Annotated in this window: 14 protein-coding genes; 11 read left to right on the forward strand and 3 right to left on the reverse strand. The window is 69.6% G+C overall.

The genetic code is table 11. The features are described 5' to 3' along the window. Positions 1–15: 15 nt before the first annotated feature. The 10 genes from ccmA (at position 16) to LG334_RS00665 (ending at position 8,120) form a co-directional block, all read left to right on the forward strand. The gene (gene ccmA / locus LG334_RS00620) at positions 16–738 is read left to right on the forward strand and encodes a heme ABC exporter ATP-binding protein CcmA (protein ID WP_404382301.1); all 723 of its coding nucleotides are present in this window, start codon (positions 16–18) and stop codon (positions 736–738) included. Then, positions 735–1,400, forward strand: coding sequence for a heme exporter protein CcmB (gene ccmB, locus LG334_RS00625; protein WP_404382303.1), 666 nt, complete (start codon positions 735–737; stop codon positions 1,398–1,400). Before ccmA ends, ccmB begins: the two co-directional genes overlap by 4 nt. Positions 1,401–1,581: 181 nt before the next feature. Then, positions 1,582–2,301, forward strand: a complete 720-nt coding sequence (locus tag LG334_RS00630; protein WP_404386444.1) for a heme ABC transporter permease — start codon at positions 1,582–1,584, stop codon at positions 2,299–2,301. A 59-nt stretch (positions 2,302–2,360) separates the two neighbouring features. Further along, positions 2,361–2,630, forward strand: a complete 270-nt coding sequence (gene ccmD / locus LG334_RS00635; RefSeq protein WP_404382305.1) for a heme exporter protein CcmD — start codon at positions 2,361–2,363, stop codon at positions 2,628–2,630. After that, positions 2,627–3,106 (forward strand): cytochrome c maturation protein CcmE, encoded by a 480-nt coding sequence (gene ccmE, locus LG334_RS00640; protein WP_404382307.1) that lies wholly within the window; start codon positions 2,627–2,629, stop codon positions 3,104–3,106. The genes ccmD and ccmE overlap by 4 nt, the downstream gene beginning before the upstream one ends. A 73-nt stretch (positions 3,107–3,179) precedes the next feature. Further along, complete coding sequence (locus LG334_RS00645; protein WP_404382309.1) at positions 3,180–5,183, forward strand: heme lyase CcmF/NrfE family subunit; 2,004 nt, start codon at positions 3,180–3,182, stop codon at positions 5,181–5,183. Between the two features lie 24 nt (positions 5,184–5,207). Then, the gene (locus LG334_RS00650; protein WP_404382311.1) at positions 5,208–5,807 is read left to right on the forward strand and encodes a DsbE family thiol:disulfide interchange protein; all 600 of its coding nucleotides are present in this window, start codon (positions 5,208–5,210) and stop codon (positions 5,805–5,807) included. Then, positions 5,804–6,319, forward strand: a complete 516-nt coding sequence (locus LG334_RS00655) for a cytochrome c-type biogenesis protein (protein ID WP_404382313.1) — start codon at positions 5,804–5,806, stop codon at positions 6,317–6,319. The genes LG334_RS00650 and LG334_RS00655 overlap by 4 nt, the downstream gene beginning before the upstream one ends. 15 nt (positions 6,320–6,334) lie before the next feature. After that, positions 6,335–7,897, forward strand: coding sequence for a c-type cytochrome biogenesis protein CcmI (gene ccmI, locus LG334_RS00660; RefSeq protein WP_404382315.1), 1,563 nt, complete (start codon positions 6,335–6,337; stop codon positions 7,895–7,897). Positions 7,898–7,904: 7 nt separating this feature from the next. Next, positions 7,905–8,120, forward strand: coding sequence for a hypothetical protein (locus LG334_RS00665; protein ID WP_404382317.1), 216 nt, complete (start codon positions 7,905–7,907; stop codon positions 8,118–8,120). Positions 8,121–8,385: 265 nt separating this feature from the next. Here LG334_RS00665 and LG334_RS00670 read toward each other — a convergent pair whose 3' ends face one another. The 3 genes from LG334_RS00670 to LG334_RS00680 form a co-directional block, all read right to left on the reverse strand. Further along, positions 8,386–8,862, reverse strand: coding sequence for a hypothetical protein (locus LG334_RS00670; RefSeq protein ID WP_404382319.1), 477 nt, complete (start codon positions 8,860–8,862; stop codon positions 8,386–8,388). 159 nt (positions 8,863–9,021) lie between these two features. Further along, positions 9,022–10,122, reverse strand: coding sequence for a TRAP transporter substrate-binding protein (locus tag LG334_RS00675; RefSeq protein WP_404382321.1), 1,101 nt, complete (start codon positions 10,120–10,122; stop codon positions 9,022–9,024). A gap of 134 nt (positions 10,123–10,256) precedes the next feature. After that, a complete protein-coding gene (locus tag LG334_RS00680; RefSeq protein ID WP_404382323.1) occupies positions 10,257–11,507 on the reverse strand; it encodes a nitrate/nitrite transporter in 1,251 nt (416 codons plus the stop codon). A 169-nt stretch (positions 11,508–11,676) separates the two neighbouring features. Between LG334_RS00680 and LG334_RS00685 the strand changes: the two genes are divergently transcribed. Beyond that, positions 11,677–12,366 (forward strand): gamma-glutamylcyclotransferase, encoded by a 690-nt coding sequence (locus tag LG334_RS00685; protein WP_404382325.1) that lies wholly within the window; start codon positions 11,677–11,679, stop codon positions 12,364–12,366. Positions 12,367–12,387: the final 21 nt, after the last annotated feature.

The raw sequence follows: 12,387 nt of genomic DNA on the forward strand, positions 1-12,387 counted from the left end.
CTATCCTCCCGCCCCATGACCGACCAAGCCTTTGACGCAGCGGAATTCGCGGGCGAAAACCTCGTCTGCATCCGTGGCGAGCGCATCGTTTTCGCGGACCTGACCTTCTCGCTGGGCCCCGGCGAGGCGCTGCTGCTGCTCGGCCCCAACGGCAGCGGCAAATCCAGCCTGCTGCGCATGATGGCGGGCCTGTTGCGCCCCTCGGCCGGGCAGTTGACCTGGGGCGGCGAACCTGTCGCCGACGACCCCGAGGCGCACGGCGGCCGCAGCCGCTACATCGGTCACCACGACGCCATCAAGCCCGTCCTCACCGTGCACGAGAACGTCGCCTTCTGGTCGCGCCTGTGGGCCGGCGACGGCTCGCGCGAGACCGTGCAGAAGGCCCTGGACGCCTTTTCCATCGGCCACCTGCTGGAGGTTCCGGGCCGCTGGCTGTCGGCCGGGCAGAAGCGCCGCGTGAACCTGTCGCGCCTGCTGGCCGCCCCGGCGCCGCTGTGGCTGCTGGACGAGCCCACCACCGCGCTCGACCGCGCCACCGTCGCCACCGTGGAGCACCTGCTGGCCGAGCACCGGGCGCGCGGCGGCATGGTGGTCCTGTCCACCCACACCGATGTCGCGCTGCCGGGTGCCAAGGTGCTTCAGATGGATGAATTCGCCGTCGATCCCGCGCTGTCGGGCCTGGATGCGGAAATGGCCGTCGCCGAGGACGAACCGTGGACCGAGGGGGTACGCCCGTGAGCGGTTTCCTCGCCGTCGTCCGCCGCGACCTGAGGCTGGCCCTGCGGCAGGGCTCCGACAGCATGATGGTGGTCACCTTCTTCGTGCTGACCGTCGTGCTGTTTCCCTTCGGCATTGGGCCGGAACCCGGCATCCTGGAACGGGTCGCCGCCGGCGTGCTGTGGGTGACGGCCCTGCTGGCCTCCATGCTGTCGCTCGACCGCCTGTTCCAGACGGATTACGAGGACGGCAGCCTGGACCTCATCACCCGCAGTCCGCAGCCGCTGTCGGTCCTGGTGCTGGGCAAGGTCGCCGCCCACTGGCTGACCACCGGCCTGCCGCTGCTGGCCGCGGCCCCCCTGCTGGCGGTGCTGCTGAACATGAACACCGGCGGATTCGGCGTTCTGGTGGTTGCCTTCGCGCTGGGGACGCCTACCTTGTCGCTCATCGGCGCCGTGGGCGCCGCGCTTGTGCTGGGCGCGAGGCGGGGCGGTGTTCTCCTTTCGCTCCTGGTTCTGCCGCTCTATATCCCGGTCCTGGTCTTCGGGGTGTCCGCCGTCGACGCCGCCATCATGGACCTGCCGTTCAAGGCGCAGTTGCTGATCCTGGGCGGCTTCCTTCTGGGCGCCGCCGCGCTCTGCCCCTGGGCCACGGCGGCGGCGCTGCGCCAGGCGGTGGAATAGGCCCGGCACGGGCGCGCGGACACGGTTCGGTGAATTGACGGGTGTGCGCCGAATTGACAATGGTTAAGGTGACATTCAGGCGTCATCTTCTAATGTACGGCTCACGCCGGGCCGAGAGACTGGACACGCGGCACCCCCTCACGCAGGCCGCAGGGCCGCGTGACGCATGACAGAGAGCACCATGCATCGCTTCGCCAATCCCAACCGATTTCTCAAGCTGGCCAACGCCATCCTGCCGTGGGCGGCCGGGCTGACGGTGATCCTCACGCTGGCCGGGCTGTACTTCTCGCTGGTCGCCTCGCCCGAGGACTATCAGCAGGGGTCCACCGTGCGCATCATGTATGTGCATGTGCCGGCGGCCTGGATGGCGCTGTTCGTCTACACCGCCATTGCGGTGGCGAGCGCCGTGGCGCTGATCTGGAAACACCCGGTTTCCGACCTGTTCGCCAAGGCCTCGGCCCCTGTCGGGGCGTCCTTCACCTTCATTGCGCTGGTCACCGGCGCGCTGTGGGGCAAGCCCATGTGGGGCACCTGGTGGGTGTGGGACGCGCGCCTGACAAGCATGCTGGTCCTGTTCTTCCTCTACCTCGGCCACATGGCGCTGATGAACGCCTTCGACGACCCGCAGCGCGGCTACAAGGCCGCGGCGGTGCTGGCGCTGGTGGGCGTGGTGAACGTGCCGATCATCAAGTTTTCCGTGGACTGGTGGAACACCCTCCACCAGCCGGCCAGCGTGGCGCGCATGGACGGCCCGGCCATCGATCCCGCCATGCTGACCCCGCTGTTCCTCATGGCGTTCGCCTTCAAGGCCTACTACATCACGGTGGCGCTTCTGCGCATGCGCGGCGAGATCGCCGAGGCCAAGGTGCGCGCCATATCCATGAGCCAGGTGCACGGCTGAAGGCGCCCCGCACCAAGGCTCGACGGGCTGACGAGACAGACAAGAAGCGAGTTGGAAACGTGCAAGAGTTCCTGGACATGGGCGGGTATGCCGGCTTCGTCTGGCCGTCCTACATCATCACCTTCGGCCTTCTCGCGCTCGTCTTCGCCCTGACCTGGCGCCTGCTGAAGACCAGTGAACGCCGCCTGGAGGCCCTGCAGGCCGCCCGCGGCCGCCGCCCGCGCGGCAAGCGCGGCGCGGCCCCGGCCGCCCAGGCACAAAGCCAGGGCCTGCCCCAGGCGCGCGAGACCGAGAAGGCGCCCGCCGGCGCCGCAGGAGAGAGCCGATGACCCGCAAGAAGCGCCGCATGTATCTGATCGGGGCCGGCATGGCGATGCTGTTCGCTGCCGCCGGCCTGGTGCTGACCGCCTTCCAGGACAACCTGGTGTTCTTCTACAGTCCGTCCGACCTTCAGGAGAAGACGGTCGAGGCCGACCAGCGGTTCCGCCTGGGCGGCATGGTCGAGGAAGGCACGGTGAAGAAGTCCGGCGAGATGGTGCGCTTCAACGTCACCGACTACGCCGCCTCCACCCCGGTGGTCTTCAGCGGCATCCTGCCCGACCTGTTCCGCGAGGGGCAGGGCGTGGTGGCCGAGGGCACCATCGGCGCCGACGGCGTCTTCGTCGCCCAGGAAGTGCTCGCCAAGCACGACGAGAACTACATGCCGCCGGAAGTCGCCGACGCCCTGGCCGAAAGCGACCCGGAATGGAAAAAGAAGCTGGGCAAGACCGCCGAGGGCGTCGAGCCGGCCCAGGCCACCAACTGACGCAATGCTTGCCGGCGCGACCGCCCCCTGAACCGGGCGGCGCGCGGCCTTAACGGACACGGGATGCGAAGCGATGATCGCTGAACTCGGCCATTACGCCCTGGTGCTGGCGTTCATGGTGTCGCTGGTGCAGTCCAGCGTGCCCCTGATCGGCGCCCAGCGCGGCGACGCGGTGATGATGGACCTGGCCCGGCCGGCGTCCATCGCCATGTTCCTGCTTGTGGGCACGTCCTTCGGCGCGCTGACCTATTCCTACGTCGTCAGCGACTTCTCGGTCATCAACGTGGCCCAGAACTCCCACACCGACAAGCCGATGCTCTACAAGATCAGTGGCGTGTGGGGGAACCACGAGGGCTCGCTGCTGCTGTGGATCACCATCCTGGTGACCTATTCGGTGGCGGTGGCCTTCTTCGGCCGCAATCTGCCGCCCGCCCTGCGCGCCCGCACGCTCGCGGTGCAGGGCATGATTACCGGCGGCTTTCTGCTGTTCATCCTGCTCACCTCCAATCCGTTCCTGCGCCTGGACCCGGCGCCGATCAACGGCAACGGCCTGAACCCGCTGCTGCAGGACCCCGGCCTCGCCTTCCACCCGCCCATGCTGTACCTGGGCTATGTCGGCTTCTCCATGGCGTTTTCCTTCGCCGTCGCCGCCCTGATCGAGGGCAAGGTCGACGCCGCCTGGGCGCGCTGGGTGCGCCCCTGGACGCTGCTGGCCTGGACGTTCCTGACGCTCGGCATCGCGCTGGGGTCGTGGTGGGCGTACTATGAACTCGGCTGGGGCGGCTGGTGGTACTGGGACCCGGTGGAGAACGCCTCGTTCATGCCCTGGCTGGCCGGCACGGCGCTGCTGCATTCCGCCGTCGTGGTGGAAAAGCGCGACGCGCTGAAAAGCTGGACCATCCTGCTCGCCATCCTGACCTTCGGCCTGTCGCTGCTGGGCACCTTCCTGGTGCGCTCGGGCATCATCACCAGCGTGCACGCCTTTGCCAGCGACCCGACGCGCGGCATGTTCATTCTGCTGCTCATGGGCGTGTCCCTGGGCGGGGCGCTGCTGCTGTACGCCCTGCGCGCGCCGGACCTGAAGGGCGGCGGCCTGTTCGCCCCCATCTCGCGGGAAGGCTCGCTGCTGCTCAACAACCTGCTGATGGCGACCGCCACGGCGACCGTGCTGCTGGGCACGCTGTATCCGGTGTTCGCCGATGCGCTGAATCTCGGCAAGGTCACCGTCGGCCCGCCGTTCTTCAACGCCGTCTTCGTGCCGCTGATGATCCCGCTGGTCATCGCCATGGGCTTCGGCCCCATGCTGAGCTGGAAGCGGGGCGACATCATGGGCGCGCTGGGCCGCCTCAAGGCCGCCGCCGGTGCCGCGCTGCTGGCCTTCGGCTTGGCCTGGGTGCTGGCCGGCGGCGCGCTGGACGACGTGCTGGCCGCCTTCGGCTTCGGCCTGGCCGTATGGCTGCTGGTGGCGACATGCGTGGAACTGGCCGAGCGCGTGAAGCTGTTCCGGGCGCCGCTGGCCGAATCGGGCCGCCGCTTCGCCCGCCTGCCGCGCGCCGCCTTCGGCATGACGCTGGCCCACGCGGGCATGGCGTTCATCGTCGCCGGCGTCACCGCCGCCTCGGCCTACAAGCAGGAAAGCGTGCAGGTCATGGTGCCGGGCCAGACCATCACGGTGGCCGGCTACGAGTTCACGTTCCAGGGCGCCGAGCGCGTGGAGGGCCCCAACTACTCTGCCGTCAAGGGGCACTTCGGCGTCACCAAGGACGGCGAACCCATCGCCCAGCTCGACCCCGAGAAGCGCGAGTACACCAGCCCGCCCATGCCCACGACAGAGGCCGCCATTCACACCAACGGCTGGGCCGACCTCTACGCCGTGGTGGGCGACCCCAACGAGGACGGGCCGGGCTTCGTCACCCGCATCTACTTCGAGCCGCTGGTGCCCTTCCTGTGGTACGGCTCGCTGCTGATGGCGCTTGGCGGCTTCGTCTCGCTGTCCGACCGCCGCCACCGCGTGGGCGCGCCGACGCGCCGCAAGGTGGCCGCCGCCGCCGCCGGGGCCAAGCCGGCCAGCGCCTGAACGACCGCTTAGGACCGACAGACCATGTCCGAGACCAACACGCAGACCGCCGACGCGCCCCAGCAGGGGCCCAAGGACTCCGGCTGGGGCAAGCGGCTGATCTTCATCGCGCCGACCCTGGTGTTCCTGGTGCTGATCGGGTTCTTCGTCAAGCAGCTGGGCGAAAACCCCGCCGAGCTGCCCAGTGTGCTCATCAACCGTCCGGTGCCCGAGTTCGCGCTGGAGCCCCTTCCCGGCCGCGGCATGCCTCTCACGTCGGCGGACCTGAAGGGCGAGGTCAGCCTGGTCAACATCTTCGGGTCGTGGTGCGTCGCCTGCCAGGTGGAGCACCCGTTCCTGATGCAGATCAAGGAAAGCGGCTTCGTGCCCATCCACGGCATCGACTGGCGCGAAAAGGACCCGCGCGACGGCATGCGCTGGCTGCAGAAGTACGGCGATCCCTACGACCGCGTCGGCCTGGACCCGGACAGCAAGATCGCGGTGGACTTCGGCGTCACCGGCGCGCCGGAAACCTTCGTCGTCGATAAGCAGGGGGTCATCCGCTACAAGCACATCGGCCCCGTCAACGCCGAGGTGTGGGAAAAGACGCTCAAGCCTTTGATCGAGAAGCTGCGCACGTCATGAGCATGAACCGCCTCCGCACCCTGGCCGCCGCCGCCGCCCTGTCCGTCGCCGTCGCGCTTCCGGCGGGGGCCGTGCAACCCGACGAAATGCTGGGCGATCCCGCGCTGGAACAGCGCGCCCGCGAGGTTTCGCAAGGTCTGCGCTGCGTCGTCTGCCAGAACGAGAACATCGACGAGTCCAACGCGGAACTGGCGCGCGACATGCGCCTGATCGTGCGCGACCGCATCGTCGCCGGCGACAGCAACGAAGAGATCATGCAGTTCATGGTCGACCGCTACGGCGACTACGTGCTGCTGGAGCCGCCCTTCAAGGCGTCGACCTACGCGCTGTGGTTCGGGCCGGCGATCTTCCTGCTGCTGGCGGCCGGCGCGGGCTATGCCTACTACCGCAACCGCACCGGCGGCGTGCCGGCGGAAACCGTGCGTCCCGCCAGCCTCAGCGCCGAGGAACGCGCCCGCCTGGATGCGCTGCTGCGCGACGACACCGACACCGACACCTCCTCCAAGAGCTAGAGCCGAGCCCCTATCGTGATCGCCTTCTGGATTGCCCTCGCGCTCATCACCGGCGCCGTCATCCTCCTGCTCGTCATGCCGCTGCTGCGCCGGACCCAGGGTCCGGTGGACCAGGCGACCTATGACCTTGCCGTCTACAAGGACCAGCTGAAGGAAGTGGACCGCGACCGCGAGCGCGGCCTGCTCAGCGACGAGGAAGCCGCCGCCGCCCGCCTGGAGATCGAACGCCGCATCCTTGCCGCCGCGCCGGTGGAAAAGGCGCCGGTCACCGCCAAGAACAAGAAGGCGAAGGACCGCAAGGCCGCGCAGGCCGCCGGGCCGCAGCCCCTGACCGGGTGGGCGCGGATGGCCGGCATCGCCTCAGTCATCATCGTGCCGGCGGGGGCGCTGGCCATGTACATCTCCCTGGGCACGCCCGGCATGCCCGACCAGCCGTACGCCGAGCGCTCGGCCCAGCGCATGGACATGGACCAGCAGGCCGCCGACGAGATGGTCCAGCTGACCGAGCAACTGGCCGAGCGCCTGGAGGCCGAGCCCGACAACCCGCAGGGTTGGGCCATGCTGGGCCGCTCCTACGCCGCGCTCGGCCGCTACGACGCCGCCCTGAGCGCCTACCGCCAGGCCGTGGAGCGCGGCCAGACCGATCCCGACACCTGGGCCGCGCTGGGCGAGGCGCATGTGGCCTCGCAGCAGGGCACGGTCACGCCGCAGGCCGCCGTCGCCTTCCGCAACGCGCTGTCCAGGAGCCGCCAGGACCCGCGCTCGCGCTATTACATGGGCCTGTTCCAGTTGCAGCAGGGCGAGCCGCGCACGGCCATCGCCATCTGGCGCGACCTGGAGGCCGAGAGCCCGGCCGACGCGCCGTGGATGCCCATGATCCAGGACGCCATCCGGCAGACGGCCATGCAGAACAGCATTCCGCCCGTCGGCGTCGGCACGGTCCATCCGCTCGACCTGCCCGGCCAGGGCACCGAGGCCGTCGCCCTTCCGGAAGGGCAGGGCGACGGCGACACCGCGCCTGGACCGCGCGCCGAGGCGCCGGACGCCGGTGCGGACGACGCTGATCCGGGTGCGGAAATGCGCGCCCAGGCCGACGCCGAGCGCGGCGAGCGCGGCGGCGGGTTCACGGGCGAGGAGCAGGAGATGATCCAGGGCATGGTCTCGGGCCTCGCCGAGCGGCTGGAGGAGAACCCCGAGGACGTGGACGGATGGCTGCGCCTCGGCCGCGCCTATCTGGTGCTCCAGCAGCCCCAGGACGCCGTCGACGCCTATCAGGCTGCCGTGAAGCAGGACCCCGACAACCTGGATGCCCTGCGCGGCCTTGCCAACGCGCAGGCCTCGACGGCCCAGGTGGAGGGCCTGACGCGCCCGGATGCCGCCTTCTACGACACGCTGCGCGCCATTCTGGCGGTGGAGCCCGCCGATGTGGCGGCGCTCAAGCTGCTGGGCGAGAACGCCGCCACCACCGGCGAGACCGATCAGGCCCGCGATTACTGGACCCGCCTGCGCGACGCGCTGCCCGAAGACTCCCCCGACCGGGCCGAGGTGGAGCGCCGCCTCGACCAGTTGGGCAGCTGACGGCCGCATGGACCTGCCCACCACGGCGACCGCCTTCGGCGTCTCGGCGGTTCTGTTCGGCCTCTCCGTCTGGCTCGACCGCCGCCCCTATGTTCCGGGCAAGCCGTGGCGCTTCCCGGCGCGGCTGGTCATGGCGCTGTCGCTGCTGGTGATGCTGGCGCTGGGTGCCCACCTCGTCAGCCTGGTGACGGGAAGGCCGTTCACCGGGCGCACGGGATTCTAGGCCGGCGCGCCGTTTCGCCGATCCGCCATTCGGCACCGTCGCAAGGGCGGCTGAAGGTGTGCATGGGTTCCAGCTTTCGCTGGGACCGCGGCCAAATATCCGATTTGCAACACGTCATACCTGCGAAAGCAGGAATCCACGTCCTCTGCCGGCCGCTCAGGCGCGTCCGCGCAAGCCTCCTCGGCCTGTTCGTCGCCGGTCACGCGGGGAGTGCGAGGGGCAGGCCGTGCCTTCCCCTCGCACTCCGAAGCGGCGCTGCGGGCCGTCACTCCGGCGTGTTGGCCGGCGGCAGCGGGCTGGGGGCGATGTCCACCTGCTTGGGGTCGGCGGGCGTTGCCGACATGCCGGTCTCGGGCGTGCGGCCGGCCGACGGATGGTTGCGTTTGCGCGCCGCCCGCTTCTGCTCCAGCGCCCGCAGCATGATCTCGCGCTGGCTCTCCCTGCGCTCCGCCCGGTGGAAGCGGCTGAGTTCGCGGTTCACGCGCTTCATGGCGCCGACGAACGCCTGTTCCTTCAGCGTGAAGCCGCGCTCGGAGGGCGGCTCCTTGCCCTTGCCGCGGGCCTGCCGGCGCTGCTGGCGGCCCTGGGTGCGGGCCTTGTCGCGCAGCGCCCGCAGGCGCTGCTGCCGGTCCTTGAGCGTCTTCTGGTCCAGGTCGCAGATGTGCGGATAATGGGTGGCGCGCACGACGTCGAACTCGTCGTTGCCAAGGACGCGCCGTTCCTCGCGCTGGGTAATGCTCATGGGGCTCCACCTCCGTTGTCGTTGCCCGCTCAACGCCCGGCGCCCCGGCCGGCGTTGAGGGCTCGAAAGGCGTGGTCCTCCTTCGAAAGAAACGGGGTGCGGGAACCCGCCGGTCCCCGCACCCCCATCATCACGTCGTCATGGAAGGCCGCTGCGGCGTCAGCCCATGTCGGTCAGGAACCGCCGCATCTGCAGCACCGGCAGGTCGGCGCGGTTCTGGTAGTTCTGGGCCTTGCGGTTGAAGTCCATGTAGCTGTCGTGCACCCGCGCCGTCAGTTCGTCGCGCGCGCGCAGGTCGGTCAGGATCTCCTTGGTGGCGCCGGCGAGCGCCTGGAGGATCTCGTCGTTGAAGGTCCGGACCTCGACCTCGGGGTATTCCTTCTTCATGCGGTCGAAGACGTCGATGTTGTGATAGGTGAAGTCGGCCAGGCTTTCGCCCGCCGACGCTTGCGCCGCGCGCTGGATGATCGCCTTCAGGTCGTCGTCCAGGGTCTCGTAGCGCTCCTTGTTGACCGTCACCTCAAGGGCCGGGCCGGGCTCGTGGAAGGCGGGCATGTAGTAGTACTTGGCCGCCTTCTGAAGCCCGAAGGAAATGTCGAGCCATGGGCTCACCCACTCGGCGGCGTCCACCGCGCCCGACATCAGCGACGGCATGATCTCGCCCGGCGGGGTGAGGGTCACCGCAGCACCCAGGCGCCGCATGGCTTCGCCGCCCAGGCCGGCAATGCGCATCTTCAGGCCCTTGATGTCGTCCAGCGTGTTGATTTCCTTCTTGAACCAGCCGCCGGCCTGGACGCCCGAGTTGCCGGCGTAGAAGGGCTTGACGCCGAACGGCGCGTAGACCTCGTCCCACAGCTCCTGGCCGCCGCCGAAGTACAGCCAGCCGGACAGTTCCCACGCCATCAGGCCGAAGGGGATGGTGGAGAAGAAGTTCAGCGTCGGCGTCTTGCCGACCCAATAGTAGGGCGTGGAGTGCGCCATCTGGGCGGTGTCGCTCTGCACCGCGTCCAGGGCCTCCAGCGGCGGCACCAGTTCGCCGGCCGAGAACAGGCGCACCGACAGGCGGCCGTCGCTCATGGCGGTGACGTAGTCGGCGAAGCGCTGGGCATTCACCCCCACGCCCGGCGCGTTGCGCGGCCAGGTGGTCACGAGCTTCCATTCCTGCTTGCCCTGGGCATAGGCCGGAGCGGCCAGGGTTCCGGCGCCGGTGGCGGCCACGCCGGCGACGGCGGCGCCGGTCAGGAAATCACGTCGTTTCATGGTGGATCATGCCTCTTGGCTGGGTCGTCTCTCAAGCAAGCTCCCGGCCCCGGCCGGGTGCAGAAGAGTAACAACCGCGATAGGCCGATGCCATTGGAAAAAATAAACTTTCGCGACGATCCCGTATGCGCGGCTCAGGATTGCCGGCGGGGCAGGATCAGCCAGACCCAGGCCGCCACCTGAAGAACCACCACCGCGCCGATGGCCGCGCCGTACGCCTCGGCCGGATAGCGGCCCTCCGCATCCGCCGGCCACAGGTCGATGACGGCGCCCATGCCCCACTGGAAGGCGAAGGCGGCGATGAACATGGTCAGGTTGACGCTGGTGTTGCTGCGGCCCGCCAGCGCCGGCGAGAACTGGCGCGACAGCACGGCATAGCAGAGGATGCCCACGGTGCCGAGGAACCCGAAGGCCATCCACAGCGGCAGCGGAGCCGCCGTCCAGCCGACGGCCACCAGCACCTCCGTTCCGATGAAGCCCGCCATGCACACCGCCACCACCGTCAGCGTGCTCACGCCGAAGCGGCCCAGGCGCTCGGCGATCAGGCCGATGCCGATCTGGCCGCAGACCATGGCGACCGCGATGAACAGAAGCACGGTCGCCGCCTCGCCCTTGGGAAGCCCGGCAACGTCGCGCAGCCACGGTCCCGCCCACAGGCCCTGGATCGCCATGAAGCCGCCCTGGTTCATGGCCACCGCCGGGGCCACCCGCCAGAAGGCGCGGCTCTTGAAGATCACCCCCAGCTTGCCCAGCGCCTGGGGCAGCGTTTCCTCAGGCACGTCGGCGGGTCGTTTCCGATCCGGAACGAACGCCCACAGGATGACGGCGGCGGCGATGGTCGCCAGCGCCAGAACGCCGAACACGGGCCGCCAGCCGATGGCCTCCACCGCCCATTCGGTGGGCGCGGTCGCCGCCAGCGCGCCGACGCCGCCCGAGGCGACGACGATGCCGTTGACGACCGGCAGCTTGTCCAGCGGGAACCACTGGGTCATGGCCTTCAGCGCCGCCATCAGGCAGGCCGCGACGCCCAGCCCGATCAGCGCACGGGCCGCCACCAGGGCGCCGACGCTGTCGGCCACCGCGAACAGCCCGGCGCCGATGGCGGCGAAGATCAGCAGCACCCCTTCCACCTTGCGCGGCCCCAGGCGGTCCAGCGCCAGGCCGATGGGCAACTGGGCCGCCGCGAAGGCCAGGAAGTAGGCGCTGGTCAGAAGTCCCAGGTCGCCGGCCGTCAGCCCCACGTCGGCGCGCAGGTAGGGCGCGATGACGGCATTGACCGAGCGAAACAGGTAGCTCAGGAAATACCCAAGCGCAAAAGGCAGGAACACCCGCGCGATCACCCCGCGCAGGGACAGTGTCTCGTGGCCGTTTGCGGCGGTGGTCAAGGGTTTCGCGTTCCGGTCCAGGTGAGGGTGCATCCGACTTAAGCACGGGGTTTCCCCCTTCGCATAGGGCCACTTCTCCCGTCGGAGAGGCGGCGCCTGCCCCATTTCGCCGGCCGCGCAGGAACCTTATGTTTAAGGGAAATACGGATATGACGACAGGGGATCATCGGTGAGCCTGACCCGGGAAAGCATCCGCGACGGGGTCCTGCAGGACATGCTGGAGCGCAGCGGCGTCTCCATCCACGTGACGACCGAGGAGGAACGCCACGCCTCCATCGCCGCCATGCTGGGCGGACGCGGCGCACCGGCCGACGACGTGTGGGTGTTCGGCTACGGGTCGCTCATGTGGAATCCGGCCTTCCACCACGCCGAGCGGCGCCTGGGCACGCTGCCCGGCTGGCATCGCCGCTTCTGCCTGTGGACGCCGCTCGGCCGGGGCTCGCCGGACAATCCGGGGCTGGTGCTGGGCCTGGACAACGGCGGCTCGTGCCGCGGCGTCGCCTTCCGCATCAGCGCCGCCCAGGCGTGGGAGGAACTGGACATCGTCTGGCGCCGCGAGATGGTCTCCGACGGCTACACCCCGCGCTGGACGACGGTGCGGACCGATGCCGGTCCGCTGCGCGCCATCGCCTTCACCATCAATCACCGCGCGCCGCGCTACGCCGGCAAGCTGGCCCTGGAGGAGGCGGCCCGCGTCATCGCCCACGCCGAAGGCGGCCTGGGCTCCTGCGCCGAATACCTGATGTCCACCGTCGAGCACCTGGACGAGATGGGCATCCCCGACCGCCGCCTGCACGCCCTGAGGGATCGCGTGACGGCGCTGCTGGACGCCCCGCCCCGCGCGGCCGGCGCCGCCTGACCCGCGTGATACGGAGGCCGC

Origin of the sequence: Caenispirillum salinarum, assembly GCF_044803115.1 — a bacterium.
Classification (GTDB): Bacteria; Pseudomonadota; Alphaproteobacteria; order Rhodospirillales; family Rhodospirillaceae; genus Caenispirillum; species Caenispirillum salinarum_A.